General features: G+C 70.2%; 16 protein-coding genes. 8 read left to right on the forward strand and 8 right to left on the reverse strand.

Translation table 11 applies throughout. The annotated features are described in order from the left end of the window. The 5 genes from hscA to ACN469_RS17455 all read right to left on the reverse strand — a co-directional run bounded on the left by hscA (window position 1) and on the right by ACN469_RS17455 (window position 4819). Window positions 1-1845 carry a Fe-S protein assembly chaperone HscA gene (gene hscA, locus ACN469_RS17435; RefSeq protein ID WP_498769314.1) on the reverse strand — a complete coding sequence of 615 codons (1845 nt, stop codon included), beginning with the start codon at window positions 1843-1845 and terminating at the stop codon, window positions 1-3. Next, a complete protein-coding gene (gene hscB, locus ACN469_RS17440) occupies window positions 1842-2399 on the reverse strand; it encodes a Fe-S protein assembly co-chaperone HscB (protein ID WP_498769316.1) in 558 nt (185 codons plus the stop codon). The genes hscA and hscB overlap by 4 nt, the downstream gene beginning before the upstream one ends. Before the next feature lie 112 nt (window positions 2400-2511). After that, a complete protein-coding gene (locus tag ACN469_RS17445; RefSeq protein WP_498769318.1) occupies window positions 2512-2913 on the reverse strand; it encodes a HesB/IscA family protein in 402 nt (133 codons plus the stop codon). Between the two features lie 44 nt (window positions 2914-2957). Then, entirely contained in the window at window positions 2958-3359 is a 402-nt protein-coding gene (gene iscU, locus ACN469_RS17450; RefSeq protein WP_141644221.1) for a Fe-S cluster assembly scaffold IscU, read from the reverse strand. Between the two features lie 98 nt (window positions 3360-3457). Then, complete coding sequence (locus ACN469_RS17455) at window positions 3458-4819, reverse strand: IscS subfamily cysteine desulfurase (RefSeq protein ID WP_498769347.1); 1362 nt, start codon at window positions 4817-4819, stop codon at window positions 3458-3460. Window positions 4820-5191: 372 nt separating this feature from the next. Between ACN469_RS17455 and ACN469_RS17460 the strand changes: the two genes are divergently transcribed. Both ACN469_RS17460 and ACN469_RS17465 read left to right on the forward strand, forming a co-directional pair. Continuing rightward, window positions 5192-7027 carry an SPFH domain-containing protein gene (locus ACN469_RS17460; RefSeq protein ID WP_498769322.1) on the forward strand — a complete coding sequence of 612 codons (1836 nt, stop codon included), beginning with the start codon at window positions 5192-5194 and terminating at the stop codon, window positions 7025-7027. 62 nt (window positions 7028-7089) lie between these two features. Continuing rightward, the gene (locus ACN469_RS17465; protein ID WP_498769324.1) at window positions 7090-8532 is read left to right on the forward strand and encodes a protein-disulfide reductase DsbD family protein; all 1443 of its coding nucleotides are present in this window, start codon (window positions 7090-7092) and stop codon (window positions 8530-8532) included. 4 nt (window positions 8533-8536) lie between these two features. Here ACN469_RS17465 and ACN469_RS17470 read toward each other — a convergent pair whose 3' ends face one another. From ACN469_RS17470 to ACN469_RS17480, 3 genes are all read right to left on the reverse strand, one after another. Next, window positions 8537-9154: a tRNA-uridine aminocarboxypropyltransferase gene (locus ACN469_RS17470; protein WP_498769326.1), complete on the reverse strand. Its 618-nt coding sequence runs from the start codon at window positions 9152-9154 to the stop codon at window positions 8537-8539. After that, window positions 9151-9699: a hypothetical protein gene (locus tag ACN469_RS17475; protein ID WP_141644216.1), complete on the reverse strand. Its 549-nt coding sequence runs from the start codon at window positions 9697-9699 to the stop codon at window positions 9151-9153. Before ACN469_RS17475 ends, ACN469_RS17470 begins: the two co-directional genes overlap by 4 nt. A gap of 105 nt (window positions 9700-9804) precedes the next feature. Then, window positions 9805-10674: a DMT family transporter gene (locus ACN469_RS17480; RefSeq protein ID WP_498769328.1), complete on the reverse strand. Its 870-nt coding sequence runs from the start codon at window positions 10672-10674 to the stop codon at window positions 9805-9807. Window positions 10675-10756: 82 nt separating this feature from the next. Between ACN469_RS17480 and ACN469_RS17485 the strand changes: the two genes are divergently transcribed. The 6 genes from ACN469_RS17485 to ACN469_RS17510 all read left to right on the forward strand — a co-directional run. Next, window positions 10757-12364 carry a sensor histidine kinase gene (locus ACN469_RS17485; protein WP_498769330.1) on the forward strand — a complete coding sequence of 536 codons (1608 nt, stop codon included), beginning with the start codon at window positions 10757-10759 and terminating at the stop codon, window positions 12362-12364. Window positions 12365-12504: 140 nt separating this feature from the next. After that, window positions 12505-13092 (forward strand): RNA polymerase sigma factor, encoded by a 588-nt coding sequence (locus tag ACN469_RS17490; protein WP_498769349.1) that lies wholly within the window; start codon window positions 12505-12507, stop codon window positions 13090-13092. Beyond that, window positions 13089-16079, forward strand: coding sequence for a CHAT domain-containing protein (locus tag ACN469_RS17495; RefSeq protein WP_498769332.1), 2991 nt, complete (start codon window positions 13089-13091; stop codon window positions 16077-16079). Before ACN469_RS17490 ends, ACN469_RS17495 begins: the two co-directional genes overlap by 4 nt. Window positions 16080-16209: 130 nt before the next feature. Next, a complete protein-coding gene (locus ACN469_RS17500) occupies window positions 16210-16404 on the forward strand; it encodes a hypothetical protein (protein WP_498769335.1) in 195 nt (64 codons plus the stop codon). Window positions 16405-16643: 239 nt separating this feature from the next. Beyond that, window positions 16644-17240 carry an RNA polymerase sigma factor gene (locus tag ACN469_RS17505; protein WP_498769337.1) on the forward strand — a complete coding sequence of 199 codons (597 nt, stop codon included), beginning with the start codon at window positions 16644-16646 and terminating at the stop codon, window positions 17238-17240. Continuing rightward, window positions 17237-19218: tetratricopeptide repeat protein (locus ACN469_RS17510; RefSeq protein WP_498769339.1), on the forward strand; the 1982-nt coding region annotated here is incomplete at its 3' end. The genes ACN469_RS17505 and ACN469_RS17510, both read left to right, overlap by 4 nt.

Below are 19218 nucleotides of genomic sequence, written 5' to 3' on the forward strand. Positions count from 1 at the left end.
TCAGTAGTCCTCCACCGACTGGCCGGCCACCACCTGGGTGATGGCCTGGTTCATCACCCGCTCGATGAAGGGGCGGCACGTCTCGTCCAGCGCGTGCACGGCCTCCTTCAGCTTCAGGTAGTCCTTGCCCTGGGCCGTCTCGCGCACCTTCGCGAGCGCCGCGTCGATGGTGGCCTTCTCGTCGCCCTCCAGCAGCGAGCCGTGCTCGCGCAGCTGACGGTCCGCCTCGGCCAGCACCCGCTCGGCGTCCACGCGCTGCTCACGCAGCTGCCGCGCCTGGATGTCGTCCTCGGCGTACTCGATGGAGTCGAGCAACATCCGCTCGATCTCCTCTTCGGTGAGGCCGTGGCTCGGCTTGACGGTGATGGACTGCGCGGCGCCGGTGCTCTGCTCCTTCGCGGAGACGGAGAGGATGCCGTCGGCGTCCACCTGGAAGCGCACTTCGACTCGCGCCATGCCCGCCGCCAGCGGAGGGATGCCGGAGAGGGTGAAGCGCGCGAGGCTGCGGTTGTCCTCCACCAGCTCGCGCTCGCCCTGCACCACGTGCACGTCCAGGCCGGTCTGCCCGTCCTTGAACGTGGTGAACACCTGCGCCGCCGCCGTGGGGATGGTGGAGTTGCGCTGAATCAACTTCTCGCTGATGCCGCCCATCGTCTCCAGCCCGAGCGACAGCGGAATCACGTCCAACAGCAGCACCTCGTCCTGACGGTCCGTGTTGGTGAGCAGGTCCGCCTGCACCGCCGCGCCCAGCGCGACCACCTGATCCGGGTCGATGTCACCCAGGGGCTCGCGGCCGAACAGCTCCGCGACGAAGCGCCGCACCGCGGGCACTCGCGTGGAGCCTCCGACGAGGATGACGCCGTCCAGCTCCCCGGCCACCACGCCCGCGTCCTTCAGCGCCCGACGGCACACGAGGCCCGTCTTGTTCACCAGCGGTTGGATCCACGCGTCGAAGTCCGCGCGCTTCACGGTGTGCGACTGACCGCCCACGGTGACGGTCGCCTCGGGCGCGTCGGTGAGGGCCTCCTTCGCCTTGCGCGAGGCCGCCAGCGTCTGGGCCACGACGGAAGGGGAGGGCTCGGTGATGCCGAGCGCCTGGAAGACTTGTGACGCAATCGCCCGGTCGAAGTCGTCGCCACCCAGCGCGGAGTCGCCGCCAGTGGACTTCACCTCGAACACGCCATCCACCAGCTTGAGGATGGAGATGTCGAACGTGCCGCCGCCCAAATCATAGACGGCGAAGGTGCCCTGGCTGCCCTTGTCGAGCCCGTAGGCCAGCGCCGCCGCCGTCGGCTCGTTGAGCAGCCGCAGCACTTCCAGCCCGGCGAGCCGGCCCGCGTCCTTGGTGGCCTGGCGCTGGGCGTCGTCGAAGTACGCCGGCACGGTGATGACGGCCTGCTCCACCTTCATGGAGAAGTGAGCCTCCGCGCGGCGCTTCAGCGCGCGCAGGATTTCGCCCGAGACTTCAATGGGCGTCACCGGGTTGCCGCCCGCCACGTCGAAGCGCACCACGTTGGCGCCGGGCACGAACTTGTAGTGCGAGAGCTTGCGCGTCTCCGCGTCGTCGGGGCCTCGCCCCATGTAGCGCTTCACGGAGGCGATGGTGTCGGTGGGGTGCTCGCCGGCCAGCGCACGGGCGCGCACGCCGGTGATGACACCGCCGTCCTTGCCGTAGTGCACGACGGAGGGGAGCAGCAGCGAGTCGCCCTCGTCCACCGGGACGCAGCGGGGCTTGCCCTGCGCCACCGCCGCGACGAGTGAGTGCGTGGTGCCCAGGTCGATGCCCACCGCCTGCCCCTTGGGCTTCAGCGGGTCGTGGATCTGCATGTAGCCGTTCGTGCTCACGACAGACTTTCCTCCTCGAACGCGTCCACCTGCTCGAGGAAGCGCGTGAAGTAGCGCACCCGCCCCAGCGCGTGCGATGCCTTTCTCACCTGGGCCGGCGCTTCCTCCGCCGTCCCCCCACCTTCCAGCGCCCTGAGGACACCGGCCGCCTCGTCGAGCGCCGCCTTGCGCCGACCCTCCACCTGCCGACCCATGCCCTGCACGCCGGCGAGGTCCTTCTTCTCCATGGCCCCGTCGAGCGCCTCACGCAGCTCCATGACCTCCTCGAGGAACTCCAGGGGCATGTCCTTCTGCGCGCCCGCGTCCTCGCGGTCCAGGTCCACCCCGTGCAGCTTCAAGAGGTAGAAGGCGCGCCGCACCGGGTCCTTCAGCGTCTTGAGGGCCTCGTTGAGGGCGGTGGTGGCCTCCAGGGCCTTGAGGCGCTCGCGCGCGTCGGCCTGGGCCACGCGGTCCGGGTGGAGCTGGAGGGAAAGCTCGCGGTACTGCTTCTCCAGCGCGGGCACGTCCACGTCATAGGCGCGCGGCAGCCCGAAGACGTCGAAGTGGGTCCTCACTCGGTGTGCTCCATGGGGGTGTGGGCCAGACAAACGAAAGGGGCCCGGCGGCTGGCCGGACCCCGCGTGACGGTGTCCCTTCCGGGAGGGAAGGGACGGGGACTGTCCCCACTCAGACGGAGAAGCTCTCTCCGCAGCCGCAAGCGGCCTTGATGTTGGGGTTGTTCAGCTTGAAGCCGGAGGCCATGAGCGTCTGCTCGAACACCAGCTCCGTGCCGATGAGGTACAGGTAGCTCTTCGGGTCCACGAAGACGCGCACGCCGTCCCGCTCGAAGATCTTGTCGCGCTCGCGGGACTTCTCGGACCACTCCATGGAGTACTGGAGGCCCGAGCAGCCGCCGCCCTTCACGGCCAGCCGCAAACCGGCCTCGGGCGTCTGGCGCTGCTCCAGCAGCTCCTTCAGCCGGGCCACCGCGCTGTCCGCCACGACGATGCCCTTGGGGGGGGCCTTGGCCACGGGCGCGGGGCCAGGCACCGGGCTCTGCGTCGTCTGCTGGGTTGCCTGGTCGCTCATGGTTCCGCCTCCTGGAGTCGTGAAGTTCGCCGTACCTACAGCCCTTAGGATGCCTGGGCCTTGCGCGCGGCGCGCTTCTTCTTGAAGTCCTCGATGGCCGCCTTGATGGCGTCCTCGGCGAGGACCGAGCAGTGGATCTTCACCGGCGGCAGCGACAGCTCCCGGGCCACGTCCTTGTTGGAGATGGTCATCGCCTGGTCCACCGTCTTGCCCTTCACCCACTCGGTGACGAGCGACGAGGAGGCGATGGCGGACCCGCAGCCGAACGTCTTGAAGCGCGCGTCCTCGATGAGCCCGTCATCGGAAATCTTGAGCTGCAGGCGCATCACGTCGCCGCACGCCGGAGCCCCCACGAGGCCCGTGCCCACGTTCGGGTCTTCCTTGTCCATCGTCCCGACGTTGCGGGGGTTCTCGTAGTGGTCGATGACCTTGTCGCTGTAAGCCATGCCAACTCCTTCAACGGATGCTTCTCACCAAAGGTTCCGGGGAGCAATGCCCACCGGTCGAGGGGCCATGCGCCCCGCTGATTGCCTGGAAAGCCGCGCTAATGCGCGGTCCACTCGATGCTCTTGAGGTCGATGCCTTCCTTGGCCATCTCGTAGAGGGGGCTCATGTCGCGCAGCTTGCGGACCTTGTCGACGACGAGGTTGACGACGAAGTCGACCTCCTCCTCGGTGGTGAAGCGGCCCAGGCCGAAGCGGATGGAGCTGTGGGCCAGCTCCTCGTCCACCCCCAGCGCGCGCAGCACGTAGGAGGGCTCCAGCGAGGCGGACGTGCACGCGGAGCCGGAGGACACCGCGACGTCCTTGATGCCCATCATCAGGGACTCGCCCTCCGCGTGGGCGAAGGAGATGTTGAGGTTGCCCGGCAGCCGGTGCTCCAGCGAGCCGTTGAGCACCGTCATGTCCAGCGCGTCGGTGAGCCCCTTCCGGAGCTTCTCGCGCAGGCGGAGGATGCGGGCGGCCTCGTCGGCCAGCTCCTCGCGCGCAAGGTGCGCCGCGTGGCCGAAGCCGACGATGGCCGCGACGTTCAGCGTGCCGGAGCGCATGCCGCGCTCATGGCCGCCACCGTCGATGAGGGGGGCGATGCGCACGCGCGGCTTGCGGCGCACGTACAGCGCGCCGATGCCCTTGGGGCCGTACATCTTGTGCGAGGTGATGGACGCGAGGTCGACCTTCATTGCCTCCACGTCGAAGGGCACCTTGCCGATGCCCTGCACCGCGTCGCAGTGGAAGAGGACGCCCTTCTTGCGGCACAGCGCGCCAATCTCCGCGACGGGCTGCACCACGCCAATCTCGTTGTTGGCGAACATGATGGAGACGAGCACCGTCTTCGGCGTCATCGCCTCCTCGAGCTTCTCCATGCTCACCCGGCCGTCCTGCTCCACGTCCAGGTACGTCACGCGCGCGCCACCGGTGGGCAGCTCCGCCCACTTCTTGTACGTCGCGTCGTTCTCCAGGTCGTGCTTCGCGGCCAGCTCCGCCACGTCCTCAGGCGACACGTCGCGCTCGGCGAGCTGGCTCAGGCGCAAGAGCTTCAGCTCGTCCAGGCGCTCCTGGCGCACGCGCTCCAGGCGCTTGCAGGTGTCCAGGATGGCCTTGTGCTCCGTCTTGAGGGTGATGATGTGGTCACCCTTCGACTTGTAGTACTCGATGACCCCCTTGATGGCGAGGTTGTCGGACTCGGTGGCGCCGGAGGTGAAGACAATCTCCTGGTCCGTCGCGCCGATGAGCTCGGCCACCTGCTGGCGGGCCTTCTTCACCGCCGCTTCGGCCTTCCAGCCGAACACGTGGTTGCGGCTGGACGCGTTGCCGAAGTCCTCGCGCAGATACGGGAGCATCACTTCCAGCACGCGCGGGTCCAGCGGCGTGGTGGCGTGGTTGTCCATGTAGATCGGCAGCTTCAGCATCGCTTCCCACACCTTCCTGAAGGGGCTTACTGCTGCCCCCGCACCCCGGCGCCACCCAAGGGGCGCGCTGCGGCGGGCATACACCGTCACACATGAATGTGGACCGGACTGGTCAATTATAAAATCGGGTGCCCTCGGGTCAAGCGAACATAAGGCGGACGAGAGACCTGCTGGGCATGCCCGGGTGGAGGGGATGTCGGCGGTGGAACGACTGGGCCAGGGTGGATCAGTCCCGGCTGCTCCGTCCTGGCGCGGGGTGCTCCGAAATGGCGCGGCAACGGGGCTACTGCCGCCTGTAAGTGTCTGAATTCCCGTGGAGTTCGTGCTGGCTGAGGGGGTGCAACCTGGGTGGTCCATCAGGAGGCAGGCATGAGCGCGAACGCGAAGCAGACGGCCCGGTCGAAGGAGCAGGTGGAGTCCACGGAGCCCGGTCGGACGCAGCTGGTCCGGGTGGACGGGGGCTCCGGGGGGATGGAGCCCAACCGCTACTCGGACGGCTGGCGCGCGGGGAAGCCGGCGGAGGACCCGGAGAAGATGAAGCGCTGGGGCCTCATCACCGCGCGGCCCAGCGAGTTCCTCGTCCACATGCGTCGGGGCCGCGTGCGTGACGTCAGCGGACAGGGGGCGAGCTGCTTCAAGTGGCCGGGTGACTCGGTGGCGATTGTGCCCACCAGCATCCAGCGGCTCCAGTTCACCGCGGACCAGGTGACGAGCGAGAAGGTGGGCGTGCAGGTGACGGGCCTCGCGGTGTACCGCATCGCGGACCCGCTGGTGGCCTTCCGCATGCTCAACTTCTCCTTCCCGGAGCGGGCGCAGGAGAAGCTGGCGGAGCTCTTGCGCGAGATGTTCGTCGGCGCGGCGCGGCGCCTCGTCGCCAACCTCTCCGTGGAGGAGTGTCTGTCGCGGCGCAAGGAGGGCATCTCCACGGAGCTGATGCGTGAAATCGCTCCGGTGCTCTCGGGCAGGGGGCGGCTGGAAGACTCGGTGGACGCGGGCTGGGGCGTGCTGCTGGACACGATTGAAATCCAGGACGTGCGCGTCCTGTCGTCCACCGTCTTCGAGAACATGCAGGCGCGCTTCCGTCGCGATCAGGAGCGGCAGGCGCGCGAGGCGGAGCTGGCCAAGGAGCGCTTCGTCCACCGCGAGGAGACGGAGGCCGAGCGGCAGCTGAACCTCCAGCGCCTGGAGGCCGAGGACGAGGTCCGCCAGCGCAAGCAGACGGCGGACGAGCAATCCCAGCTGGAGACGCTGGCCGTGGCCGCGCGTGTGGCCGAGGCGAAGCTGGCCCAGGAGCGCACGCTGAAGCAGGAGCAAGTCACCGTGGAGCGCGAGGTGGCGCTCACCAAGCTGACCGCCGAGCAGGAGGTCCGTCAGAAGAAGCAGGTCTCCGACGAGCAGGCCAAGCTGGAGACGCTCAACGCCGAGGCGCGGCTGTCGGAGGCGAAGATTGTCTCCGAGCGCGCGCTGGCGACGAGCCGCGCGCAGGTGGACATGGAGAAGCTGGCGCGCGAGCAGGAACTCGAGGTGGCGCGCGCGCGCATCGCCCTGGAGAAGCTCAAGCGCGAGCAGGACGCGGACGTGGGCCAGGCGAAGCTGGAGCTGGAGAAGCAGAAGCTGGCGCAGGATGCCGAGGCCGCGCAGGCCGGGTTCGAGCTGGTGCGCCTGCAGCGCGAGCAGGAGGCGGAGCACGCCCGCGCGCTGATGGAGCTGGAGCGCCTTCGCCGCGAGGAGGAGCAGGCGACGGCCCGGGCGCAGATGGAGCTGGAGCGGCTGCGCCGCGAGCAGGAGCAGACGGCGGCGCGTCACGAGGGGCAGCTGGCCGAGCAGCTCCAGGAAGTGGAGAAGCTCAAGGCGCAGCTCCAGGTGGTGCAGTCCCGGCGCTCCATCGCCGAGGCGGAGGTGGCCATCGCGGAGCTGGAGGTGCGCCGGGAGAACGCGCGGCAGGAGATGGAGCTGTCGCGGGCCCGCGTGCTGCGCGACATCGAGAACACCATCAGCCCGGAGGTCATCCAGATGACGCTCGCGCAGCAGCTGCCGCAGGTGGCGGCGGCCTTCCAGCAGAAGATGGGCGAGGTCCACGTCACGGCGATAGATGGAGCAAATCCCTTTGGTTACATCGCCGCAGCGGTGGAGGGCGTCATGGGGCTGGCGCGCTCCGCGGGCTTGAAGGTGCCCGCCTCCTCGCTTACCCCCACGGCGCAGTAGCCCGCTGACCGGGGCCTGCGTATACAAGGCAGGCCCTTTCGGGAAGACGGAGCGAAGCGCGCATGAATGCCAAGAAGCTGGGATTGATGGCCGTGCTGGCCGGCGTGGCGGTGGCCGTGGTGCCGTGGCTGTTGCCCACCGGGCCCAGCACGGAGCTCGACGCGGCGCGTTTCCTCGAATCCGGAAACCTCTTCGTGGGCGCGGCCATCGTCTTCGGCGGCGGTCTGCTCACCGCGCTGACGCCCTGCGTCTACCCGCTCATCCCAATCACAGTGTCCGTCTTCGGCGCCCGCAAGGCGGAGAGCCGGGGCAAGGCGCTGCTGCTCACCACGTCCTACATCGTCGGCATGGGGGTGGTGTTCAGCGCGCTGGGCATCCTCGCGGCGAAGACGGGGCAGGCCTTCGGCTCGATGTTGGGGCACCCGGCGGTGGTGACGGGGCTGGCGGTGTTCCTGTTGTTGCTCGCCTCGTCCATGTTCGGCGCCTTCGAGCTGGCGCTGCCGTCGAGCCTCCAGACGCGGCTGAACTCGGTGGGCGGCGCGGGCGTGGCGGGCGCGTTCCTGATGGGCAGCGTGTCCGGGTTCCTCGCGGCGCCGTGCACGGGGCCGGTGCTGACGGGCCTGTTGGCCTTCGTGGCGAAGACGGCGAACACGACGCTGGGCGCCTCGCTGCTGTTCATCTACGCGCTGGGCATCGGCGTGCCGTTCTTCGTCCTCGGCGTGTCCACGGTGCGGCTGCCCAAGAGTGGCGTGTGGATGGAGTGGGTGAAGAGCGTGCTGGGCATCGTCCTCGTCGCGCTGGCCTTCAGCTACCTGAAGGATGCGTCACCCTGGGCGCGCGGCGTGGTGAAGATGTTGGGCGCGGAGCTGGGCCGGGTGCCGGGCGCGGCGGTGGCCGCCGGGCTCGCGGTGGTGGGCGTGCTGGTGGGCGCGGTGCACCGCTCCTTCAAGGAGGGCGCGCGAGAGTTCTCGTTCAAGGCGTTCGGCGTGGCGCTGGTGGTGGTGGCGCTGGTGATTCGTGGTGGCGCGCTGGACGCGGGGCCGGTGGGCGAGCTGTGGGTGCGCCTGGGCGTCGCCGAGCCGCCGCGCGCGCCGTCCTGGCAGTGGCACCACGTGATGCCCGCCAAGCAGGCGACGTTCTCTCCGGACGTGTTCGAGAAGGTGCTGGCCCAGGCGAAGACGGAAGGGCGTCCGGTGCTCATCGACTTCTTCGCGGACTGGTGCGCGGCCTGCAAGGAGCTGGACCGCGAGACGTATCCGGCGCCCGAGGTCATCTCTCAGTCGTCCGAGGGCCAGTTCCTCACCATCAAGATTGACGCGACGAACAGCGAGGACGCGCTCGACGCGCTGATGGAGCGCTTCGGGGTGGAGGGGCTGCCGACGGTGGCCTTCGTGGCGCCGGACGGCAAGGTGCTCACGCGTCCGCGCATCACCGGCTTCCTGGAGCCCACGCCATTCGCCGCGGAGATGCGCAAGGCGCGCTGCACCGACGGCGCTTCCTGCTGAGGCGTCAGTCCCCGTCGTCCTCGTCGCACGAGGGGACTGTCCCTCGCCCCCGGCTCGCGAGTACGCGGTCGATCATCAGCTCATGCAGTTCATAGAGGGGCTTCGCCACGTCCTCGCCCTCCAGGTGCGCGAAGGCGCCCGCGATGGCCTCCAGCGTGGACATGCCATCCGGATGCGGAGGCCTGCGCAGCCTGCGTGAGTCGGGGGGCGGCGGAGGCAGCATCAGGCTCGGCAGCCGGCGCAGCGCGGGCACCCGCTGCACCATGCGCTTCGCCTGACCCCAGCTCCCGTCCAGGACGATGAGCCGCTTGGGCAGCGTGGCATCCGGCGCGGGGGCCTGCTGCGTCGTGGGGAACAGGAGCCACGTGGCGCCGTCGTCCTCGAGCGTCGACACATCGAAGCGCTCCGCCGGCGAGCCATACGAGACGATGCGACACCGGGGCATCGCGAGCGCGGCCATGCGGGCCGTGTTCGTCGACTTCAGCGTCTCCTTGTGGTGACGGATGATGAGCAGCTCGGTGCGCGTGGAGACGACGGGCAGCTCGGCGCACAGGCACAACGCGGTGGGCAGGAAACAGCGCGGACAGCGACCCGCGAGGTCCTCCGGGGTTCGAGACCTCATTTCCCCTGACGGTATCGCTCCATCAGCACGCGCGCCTCACGAAGCTTCTCCTCGACGTAGCGGTCGTCCGCGTCCGGCTCGTAGTCGGCGTCCGGCACGTCGAGCTGGAAGATGGCGGACAGGAGGATGGGCGCCACCTCCAGCCACTCGGCCGTGCGGTTGAGCGCCGCCTGACGCCGCCCGGCGAAAGTCTCGGGCCCGTCCTCCGGCCCACACCGGCAGATGCGCGCCGAGTCACCCGACACGTCCACGTAGAGGCCCAGCACCTCCGCGTCGACCTCGGCGGCGAGCGCGCACGTCGCCTCGCTCACGTACGCGGCCATGGCCTGGGCCGCGGAGCGCTCGGTGAGGGAGCGCACCAGATACACCTGCCACCCGGCCTCGGAGAGCGCGCCCGACTCCTGGATGGGCGTCAGCTCCGCGGGAGGTGCTTGGATGCGTGACAGCAATCGCCGCACGGGTGCCTCCAGCCGCTCCAGTCGCGCGTTGGACGCGGGACAGAAGAAGAGGACGCGATACTCACGGCTGTCTGCTGCGGTTTCCATGGGCATACGGCGTCGCCAAGGCGCTGCACTGCAAGCAAGAGCTTCGTTCACCCAAGAGGACCAAAGGATTCCCCGACCTTGCAAGTGGGGAGTTCGGCGGAGGGTTCAAGGCGAGGTGGACGGGAGGGGCACTCCGGCCACGGCCGCCCTCCGCTCGGAGGCGACCCAGACCCCCGCCGCCAACACCAGCAGTCCGCCTACCACCCCCACGGGGGTGAGGGCTTCCGCGAAGACGGCCCAGCCCACCAGGGAGGCCGTGAGAGGCTCCAGGTAGGTCAGGGCCCCCGCCGCCGCCGTGGGCACATGCCGCAGCCCGGCATTGAAGAGGAAGGTCCCCATCAGTCCACACACCGCGCCGCCAGCCAGCACCTGGAGCGTGGCCCCATCCATCGCCGAGGGCAAGGCGTCCGCCCCGGCGATGAGCAACAGCACCCCCGCCGACACCGGCGCATGGAGCGACGCGACCGCCAGGGGAGAATATGCCCGTGTCGCCGCTTTCGTCCCCAGGACGATGGCCGCGTAGAACAGGGCGCTCCCGGCGCCCAGCGCCGCCGTCATCTCCGAGCCGCCCGCCCCATCCGGCCGGCCGATGAGCAGCACCAGCCCCAGCAGCGTCACCGGCGCGGCGACCAGGGCCCGGACGGAGCGCCGCTCGCCCAGCACCCAGGGGGCCGCGAGCGCCAGCAGCAGGGGCGCCAGGTAGTGCGTGAGCACCGCCACGGACACGGGGCCGCGCTTCATGGCGGCGAAGAAGAGGCTGATGTTGGCCGCATCCGCCAGTCCGACGATGAGCAGGGCCGCTGTCGCGCGCTTGTCGCGCCAGGGGGCGCCGCGCAGGAGGAAGGGCACGGGCAGCGACATGGCGATGAGGGCCAGCAGCGCGTTCTGGGCCCAGGACAGGCCCGCGGGCCGGAGGAAGAGAGACCAACACCCCCAGAGGGTGGCCCCGGCCGCGACCATGGCGAAGTGCCGCACTGCTCATGACTCCTGGTGACGCCGAATCGCCTGGAGGCGCCGACGGGGCGCGCAGCCTAGGAACATCTGCCACACTCCGTCCATGGGGCCCCTGTTCGCCTACAGCCTCGTGCCCGTCCTCTCGGTGTCACTCCTCTTGTGTTTCACCGCCGCGTTTCGCGGGCGGGACGCACGGGGGCTGACGCTCTACTGCCTGGCCACGGCCATCTGGAGCGGCTCGCTGCTCTTGATGTGCGTGCCCCAGGGTGCATGGCTGGGGGAGCGCTTCGCCGCCAGCGGGGCCTTCACCGCCGCCGCGTACCTCCACGTCGCGTACGACGTCACCCGGCAGCGCTCCTATCGGCTGGTGGTGCTGGCCTACGCCGTGGCGGCGGTCGTCACCGGCGTGGGCGCGCTCTTCCCGGACGCGCTGTATGGGCCGCTGGCGATGAAGCGCGGGCCGCTGTTCTGGCCCGTCATCGCGCTGTCGGTCTCCGCTGCGCTGGTGCCGCTGCTGCACCTGGCTCGCTCCTATCAGCGCGAGACGCCGGAGCGCCGGCCGCTCCTGCGCAGCCTGGGCATCGTCGGCGCGCTGGCGTACTCGGGTGGCCTGGGCACGGCGCTGCTCCTGTCGGGTGGCTACGCGCTGCCCTTCGGGATGTACGGCGTGCTGGCCTCGCTGCTGGTGCTGGTGCAAGTCGTCAACGCCCACCAGCCTCCGAGGGAGCGGCGGCTCCTGGAGCGCAGCCTCGTGTACTCGGCGATGGCGGCGGTGCTGTCGGCGGGCTTCCTCTTCGGCGTGCTGACGCTGATGGCGGGCAGCGGGCAGCCCTTCCTGCGCGAGTACCGGGTGGGCGCCTTCTTCCTGCTGGCGCTGTCGGCGCTCGCCTTCGAGCCGCTGCGCCAGGGGCTCCAGGAGTGGCTGGGTCGCCGGCTGCTGAAGGGCCGCGCCACGGGCACCGAGCTGGTGGCCGCCCTGGCCGAGCAGGAAGCCCGCGCGGACCAGTCGGCGCGACTGGCGGAGCTGGGTCAGTTCACCTCCGCCGTGGCCCACGAGGTGCGAAACCCGCTGGGCGTGCTGGCCGCGCACCTGAAGCTCCTGGAGCGACAGGGCGTGGACGCGGACGCCGTCGCCGCCATGCGTGAGCAGATCTCCCGCGCCGGGCACTTCGTGGACGAACTGCTGCGGTATGGCCGTCCCCGGCCGCTGGAGCTGCGTCGCGTGGACATGCTGGCCACCGTGGCGCTGGCGTACTCCACCGCGCGACAGGGATTGGGCACGCTGGCGCCGGACGTCTCTTTCGAACTCCCAGACAGTGAACCCCTGGAGTTGGAGGCGGACCAGTCCCAGCTCTCGCAGGTGTTTGTCATTGTCCTGGAGAATGCCTTGCTCGCGCTGAGTGATACGCCCGCTCCTGTCTTGCGTGTGCGGTGTGAGCGTGTCGATGCGAGCCTCCAGGTCATCGTCGAGGACAACGGCCCCGGCATCCCCGAGGAGCTGCTCCCCCGGTTGTTCCAACCCTTCGTCACGGGGCGGCGTCGCGAGGGACCCCGTCCAGGAACTGGCCTTGGGTTGGCGATTGCCCGGGGAATCCTGGAACGTCACGGAGCTTCGGTGCGGGCAAGCCGCTCTGACTCCCTGGGGGGCGCGAGCTTCGTGTTGACCCTTCCACTGTCGCAGCCTGTGCCCCTTTCGGCCGCCGCCTCCTGAAGTCATACTGTCCATATGTAGACAGTTTGCCTCCTGGGTTTTCTGATGTCGCGGGAGTGCCGTGGCTGTGAGGAAAAGAGGTTGTCGGCAATAAAGCAGACCTGCCGCGTTCTCTAGTGAAAGGGAAGGAGGCGGCCATGATGAGGGCAAGGCCAAGATTGAGGGTGGTGGATCCTCCGTCTGGAGCGCCGGGGGCGGACTTCGAAGCCTTCGCTCGCCAGTTCCAACCCGTATTGTTTGCCATTCTTAGAAAGTACTGTGTGGGTATCGAGCACGAGGTCGAGGACCTGGTGCACGATGTGTTGTTGCGTGCGCTGCTCCAGTGGGAGCACCTACAGCATTGGGAGTCGTACAAGCAGCGCTTCTGGCTGGGGCGCGTCGCCGAGAACTGCTTCCTGGACCGGTGCCGTCGCCGGAAGAGCGAGGCGGACCGGCTGCGCAGCCTGCTCGAGCTGAATGAAGAGGCCGAGGACATCGACGAGGCCGCGCAGGACGAGCTGTGGTGTTACGTCGGTGAAGAGGACGTGAAGTGGGCGCTGACCTTCCTCAGCCCCAAGCTGCGTTTGACCTTCGAGCTGTACCTCCAAGGGATGTCCTATGCGCGCATTGCTCGTGAGACTGGCGTATCGCCGGGGACGGTGGGCGCGCGCCTGCATCACGCCCGACTGGAGCTACGAGAGCTGCTGCGCGAGACGGCCGAGCGTCGACGCCGGGAGCGGAGGCGATGAGTGTCGACTGCAAGGACCTGCCGCGCTTCCTCGACGGACAGATGAACGCGGCGGAGCAGGGTGGGTTCCGTCAGCACCTGGGCGGGTGTGAGCTCTGCGAGGCGCGCTTCCGCGAGACGCTGCAACTGGAGTTGCTGGTGCACCGGGCGCTGCCCTCGCTCGCGCCGCCCATGGCGAAGCCATCCCCGCCCGCCGAGCGCAAGCGCGGGTGGCTCCGGCGAGGAGAGGCCGGGTCCGGGTTCAAGGTGCTCGTCGCCTGCCTCGCGATGTTCTTGATAACCCCCAGCGCCAGCCACTGGGGTGGCGACGAACTGGCCTGGCTGGTGAAGGACGGCCCGCGCACCTTGGAGGCGCGGGTGACGTATCGCGCCGTGGATGCGCGTCATCAGCCCTTTGTCCCGGACCGGAGTGGCGCCTGGGAGCGTCCCGCCGTCCCGTCGCTGCCGCTCCAGGAGTTGTCGCGGATGGAGGCGCGGGGGGACCTGCACGGCATCGCCACCGCGTACCTGCTTCATGGCGCGCCCCGACAGGCGCTCGCCTTCCTGAAGCGGCTGCCGCCCTCGGTGGACCGGGACTGTGACCTGGCGCTCCTGGCGCTGGAGCAGGCTCGGCAGAGCGGGCCGCTCGACACCCGGCATGCGCGGTTGGAGGAGGCGCTGGAGTTGTTGTCGGGCGTGCTGCGTGTCTCACCGAGACATCCCCAGGCCTTGTGGAACCGGGCGCTGACGCTGGCCGAGCTGGGGCTGACGCTCCAGGCGGCGGACTCGTTCGGCGAGGTCGCGAAGCTGGGGGAGCCGGGCTGGAGCGAGGAGGCCTCGGCCCGGGAGCGCTCCCTGCGCGAGTCCACGCTCTCGCGCGGGAGGGCCTGGAAGGACGCCTTCGCGGCGACGCGGGACTTGCTGACGGATGCGTCCGCGCCGCTGCCCGTGGCGGCGGTGAGGGACTACCCGGGCATCCTCCGGCTCGCCTTCTACGACGCGGTGCGCGCGGCGCCCCGGCGACAGGACGTACTGAGGTTGCTCCCGTTGGCCCGGGCGCTGGACGAGCGCTACGGCGGAAGCGTCCTCCAAACGTGGCTGGCTCAAGTGGCGGGGCGGGACTTCACGCGAAGGGGACCCCTGGCGCGGCGGTACGCGCAACTCGTGCTCGGCGCGCTGTCGCCCTCGGGAGAGGTGATGGAGGAACTGCGCCGCTCGGGGGAGGAGGACCTCTATCTGGGCGCGCTCGTGCTCGCGGGCTACGCGCGGCAGCCCGTGGACTCGGCGGCCCTGGTGCGACTGGCGCGGGCCTCCGAGGACCCGTGGATGAAGGTGCTCGGGGAACTGGAGCTGGCGCGCCAGGACAAGCAGGAGGGGCACTGGTGGAACGCCGAGCAGCGGCTGCTGGAGGCGCTGGACACGTGCCAGAAGCAGGGCCTGGTGTATCGCTGCCTGGGACTGGAGCAGGCGCTCACGGAGCTGTACCTGGACCTGCACCGTCCCGCGGAGGCCTTCCAGCACGCGTGGAGCGGGTGGAGCCGCGCGCAGGAGGCCCGCGAGTGGCGCTTCGAGCAGCTGTTCCTCCAGGAACTGGCGGACGTGGCGCGCTACCAGCATTCCTTCACCAGCGCTCGGGCCTATCTGGAGGAGTCGCTGGTCCGCATGCCGGAGGACTGCGCCCAGCGCACGCACGTGCACAGCAACGTGGCCTTGCTGGAGTGGCAGCGGTTCCGTCCGGAGGCGGCGCGCGAGTCGCTGGAGCGGGCGCTGGAGTGTGAACGGCCGCTGGGGATGACGGGCGCGCGGGTGTTGTCGGAGCTGGCGCGCTTCAACCCCAGGCCGCATGACGGGCACTGGCTGCGCCGCGCCCTGGCGGACCTGCGACAGGCGGGGGTCTCGCCCGGCCGCGAGGCGCTGCTGCTCGTCTTCGAGGGCCAGTTCGCGTTGGAGCAGTCGCGTGACACGGGGCAGGCGTTGCTCTGGCGGGGCGTGTCGATGGCGGAGCACCTTCCGGACAGTGTCGATGCGCGCAAGGCACTGGCCTTCGGCTACTCCGCCCTGTTGTCCGAGGCGGGACGCGCCGGGGCCTGGCACGAGGCCCTGTCATTGATGGGGCGCGAGCTGCGCGTGGAGCCCGTCCCCTCGAGCTGTCTGCTGGCGGTCTCGCTTCAGCACGAGCGCACCCTGGTCCTCGCGCGGGGACCCGGCGGCGAGCTGAAGGGGGCGTATTCCACGGGGCGACGGGAGCCGCTGCGAGACGAGGCCTCGGGGCTGGTTCCTGACGAACTCTTGAAGGAGCTGACGGGCTGCGAGCACGTGGATGTACTCACGCGTCCACCCGTGCATGGGCTCACCGGGCTGCTGCCGGATGCGCTGGCGTGGAGCTATCGCGTGGGGCGCGGTGTCCGTGCCACACCGGCGCAGGGGGGAGGCTCCAGCCATCTGGTCGTCACGGAAGTCGCGAGCCCGCCCGCGTTGCGGTTGCAGAAGCTGGGGGCGCTGACTCCGCCGCGCGTACCGGACCCGTGGCGCGTGGAACTCCGAGGCGCGGAGGCCACACCGTCGCGCGTGTCGCGAGAGATGGCGGACGCGTCCGAGATTGAAATCCACACCCATGGGCTGTTCAGCGCGTCCATGTCCGATGCCTCGATGGTGGTGCTCGCGCCGGATGGGGATGGCGACTACGCGCTGACCGCCGACATGGTCCGGCAGACGCGCTTGCGGCATGCGCCGCTGGTGTTGCTGGCCACGTGTGGCGCGGCGAGGACGGCGCCATTTCCGCACGAGTCCTACAGCCTGCCGGTGGCCTTCATCTCCGCGGGGGCGAGCGCGGTGCTGGCCGCCTCCGTGGAGATTCCCGACTCAGCGGGGGCCTTCTTCGAGAAGGTGCGTGAGCGCATCCGCGCGGGCACGCGTCCCTCCGTGGCGTTGAGGGATGCGCGCGCGCTGTGGCTGCGCGAGCACCCCGATGACGCGCGGTGGTTGTCCCACGTCCTCCTCTTCGAGTGAGCGCGCCTTCGGGGTTGTGACGTTGGAGGTTTCCGGCAACAAGCAGGACGTCGTGCGTTCTATGGCATGAGGGCCTCCGTGCCCCGCATCCTGCGGGAGGGAGGACGGCGGGCCCCAGGAGCCGTGCGACATGACGAGCTGCATGAGCGAAGCGAAGCCGGCGGAGGAGACTCCAGTTGTGCAAGGGCCCGCGGTGAGTGGGGCGGTTCCGAAGCAGGCGCCCGTGGTGGTGGATTCCGACGCGCCGGGAGAGACCGTCGGCACGCCGCCGGAGTCGGCGCGTCCCGATGTGCGAGACCCACCGCCCAGCGGTCCTCCGGGCTGAGTCTGGTGCCTCGCGGCGGCGCGAGGTCCTCGCCAACGCTCCGTTCGTGGGGCGTCCAAGCAAGTGGTGGACGGAAGAGACGCGGCGTCCTCCAGGTGGCGGGTCGACTCCGCCCTGGGGGCTGCACCGGTGTCGGGGAGCTGGCGGAAACCGGCGTGGTTGCGTCGGTTTCCCGACGGCGACCCAAGGATTCCGGGTGGCTGCGTTTCGAGTGGGCGTGGAAGGAGGGCGAGGGGTCGATGAGGGACCATCGCAATGCCTCGGTGAAGAGATTCACCGTGGCCTACAGTGCCGCCGTGGCACACGAAGGCTTCGAGGAGTTCGCTCAGCGCGTCAGGCCCATGCTCGTGGCCATGGCGAGGCGTCTGTGCGGCCAGGGTGGTATCGACCCGGAGGATCTGGCGCAGGAAGCGCTTGTCCGGGCGCTTGTCCACCATGCCACCTTGTCCGCGCAGCCAGAGCCCGTGTACCGGGCCTGGCTGTGCCGGGCGCTCACCAATCACTTCCTGGACCAGTGCCGCAAGCGCAGGACGGAGCTGCTGGAGCAGGAGCGCCGGGACATCCGTCTCGTGCGCGAGGACGTGGAGTCTCCCGACGCCAGGACGGGCGAGATGTGGGAGCGCATCACCGACGTGGACCTGGTCCAGGCCATTGCCCGGCTGCCCAATCCGCGTGTGCGTGAGGCGTTCGAGCTGCACGCCACGGGACTGCGCTACCGGGCCATCGCCCAGCGCATGGGGGTGCCCGAGGGCACCGTGGGAAGCTGGCTGTTCCAGGCGCGCAAGGAGCTGCGCGAGCTGCTGATGCCGCTGACGGACGGCGGGGGGGTGGCATGAGCCCTCCGTGTCATCGGTTGCATCTGTTCCTGGATGGCGAGCTGGCCCCCGTAGACGAGGAGAACTTCCGACACCACCTGGCCCGCTGCGCGATGTGCGCGGCCGGGCTGCATGAGGCGATGCAGTTGGAGCTGCTCGGCTTCCAGGCGCTCCACCCGGAGGGGCTGCCCTTCGATGAGGAGGAGGTGGAGGAGCAAGCGCCGCGCTATGAGTCGCTCCCGTCGTGGCCCACGCCGCCGTGGCCGAAGCCGAAGCCCGCGTGGCACCAGCGGCTGCGCTCGGTGTTGCCCGCGTGGCAGGCCCCAGGGGGCTGGTGGGCCGCGGGCGCGGTGGCGCTGGCCGCGACGCTCCTGGTGCTGGTGCTGGCCGTGCCTCGCGCCCGGGCCACGTCGCCCGAGGTGTGGGCGGCGCATCCGGCGCAGCGCGCGTTGGAGGCGCGGGTCGCCTATGCGCGGGCGGACGGGTATCGGCCCTACGTGCCGATGCGCGCCGGGCCCGCGGCGCCGGTGATGACGACGCCCCTGCCGCTGCGCGAGCTGGCGGAGCTGGAGGACCGGGGGGACCTGCACGGCATCGCCGCCGCGTACCTGATACGCAAGGACGTGCGGCAGGCGGCGGACTTCCTGCGGAGGACGCCCGCGTCGTTGGACCGCGACAGCGACCTGGCCGTCATCGCCCTGGAGCAGGGCCGGCGCGAGGAGGCGCTGGAGCTGCTGGAGGCCGTGCTGCGCAAGTCGCCGGACCATCCGCAGGCGCTGTGGAACCGGGGGCTGGTGTTGCGGGAGCTGGGGCTGACGCTCCAGGCGGCGGAGGCCTTCGACACGGTGGCGAAGCAGGGGGAGGCCGGGTGGAGCGAGGAGGCCCGGGTGCGCTCCCAGGGGCTTCGCAGCGAGACGCTCCTGCGCTCGCGGGACTTCCATGACGCGCGGGCCGCGGCGCTGAACCTGGCCACGCTGGAGGGCGCGCGGCTTCCCCTGGACGAGGCGCGGCGCTTCCCGGGCGTGGTGCGGCTGGCCTTCTACGACGCGCTGAGGGCCGCGCCCACGCGGGAGGCGGCGCTGCGCCTCTCGCCGCTCGCGGAGGTGCTGGACGAAGTGCAGGGCGGCACCACGCTTCGCGACACCGTGCACGCCGTCGCGCGCGCTGACTTCCAGCGACGCGGTCCGTTGGCGCGCGAGTACGTGCGACTGCTGCGCGGCGAGCACCCTTCGCCGGAGGCCTATCTGGAGACGCTGCGGCGCTCCGGCGAGGACGACCTGTACCTGGGCGCGCTCGTGGCGCGGGACGTGGTGGCGAGCCACGTGGACGACTTCGAGCGCATCGCCCGGGCGGGAGGAGACCCGTGGCTGGTGCTGCTGGCCGAGCGCGAGCTGTCCGTGCGAGAGGAGCGCGCGGGGCAGTGGTGGAAGGCGGAGCAGCGGCTGCGCGCGGCGCTGGCGTCGTGTTCGGGGCGGGGGCTGGCCTACCGGTGCGCGACGCTGCGCCGCCGCCTCGCGGACCTCTTCGTGGGCCTGAACCGGCCGGCTGACGCGGTGGAGGAGGCCCGTGACGGCTGGCGCCTGACGCGGGAGCTGGGCGAGTGGAACCTGGAGCAGCAGTTCCTCCAGGAGATGGCGCAGATTGCCCGCCATCGCCACAGCCCGGCCATCGCGCGGGCCTTCCTGCGAGAGTCCCTGTCCCGCATTCCGGATGACTGCGAGCAGCGCACGTATGTGCACCGCAACCTCGCCACGGTGGCCTGGTCGGACTTCCGTCCGGTCGAGGCCCGCGAGGAGCTGGAGCAGGCCACCCGCTGCGGACGGCCCCTGGGCATCGCGGGCGCGTGGGTGCTCTCGTATCTGGCCCGTCATGGCGCGGAGGTCCGCGACGAGGACCTGCTGCGGCGCACGCTCGACGAGCTGCGGCGCGGCTCTCGCACGGCGGGAGAGCTGGCGGCGCTGACCTTCATGGAAGGGCAGTTCATGTTGGAGAGGGATCG

The organism is Corallococcus terminator (genome assembly GCF_049194865.1).
GTDB lineage: Bacteria > Myxococcota > Myxococcia > Myxococcales > Myxococcaceae > Myxococcus > Myxococcus terminator_A.

What these genes read in the sequence shown, in the direction of transcription:
- ACN469_RS17485 (WP_498769330.1), top strand. Translation starts at nt 10,757, where the DNA reads ATGGGGCCCCTGTTCGCCTACAGCCTCGTGCCCGTCCTCTCGGTGTCA.
- ACN469_RS17505 (WP_498769337.1), top strand. Translation starts at nt 16,644, where the DNA reads ATGAGGGACCATCGCAATGCCTCGGTGAAGAGATTCACCGTGGCCTAC.
- ACN469_RS17445 (WP_498769318.1), bottom strand. Translation starts at nt 2,913, where the DNA reads ATGAGCGACCAGGCAACCCAGCAGACGACGCAGAGCCCGGTGCCTGGC.
- ACN469_RS17490 (WP_498769349.1), top strand. Translation starts at nt 12,505, where the DNA reads ATGAGGGCAAGGCCAAGATTGAGGGTGGTGGATCCTCCGTCTGGAGCG.
- ACN469_RS17500 (WP_498769335.1), top strand. Translation starts at nt 16,210, where the DNA reads ATGACGAGCTGCATGAGCGAAGCGAAGCCGGCGGAGGAGACTCCAGTT.
- iscU (WP_141644221.1), bottom strand. Translation starts at nt 3,359, where the DNA reads ATGGCTTACAGCGACAAGGTCATCGACCACTACGAGAACCCCCGCAAC.
- ACN469_RS17495 (WP_498769332.1), top strand. Translation starts at nt 13,089, where the DNA reads ATGAGTGTCGACTGCAAGGACCTGCCGCGCTTCCTCGACGGACAGATG.
- ACN469_RS17475 (WP_141644216.1), bottom strand. Translation starts at nt 9,699, where the DNA reads ATGGAAACCGCAGCAGACAGCCGTGAGTATCGCGTCCTCTTCTTCTGT.
- ACN469_RS17465 (WP_498769324.1), top strand. Translation starts at nt 7,090, where the DNA reads ATGAATGCCAAGAAGCTGGGATTGATGGCCGTGCTGGCCGGCGTGGCG.
- ACN469_RS17470 (WP_498769326.1), bottom strand. Translation starts at nt 9,154, where the DNA reads ATGAGGTCTCGAACCCCGGAGGACCTCGCGGGTCGCTGTCCGCGCTGT.
- ACN469_RS17460 (WP_498769322.1), top strand. Translation starts at nt 5,192, where the DNA reads ATGAGCGCGAACGCGAAGCAGACGGCCCGGTCGAAGGAGCAGGTGGAG.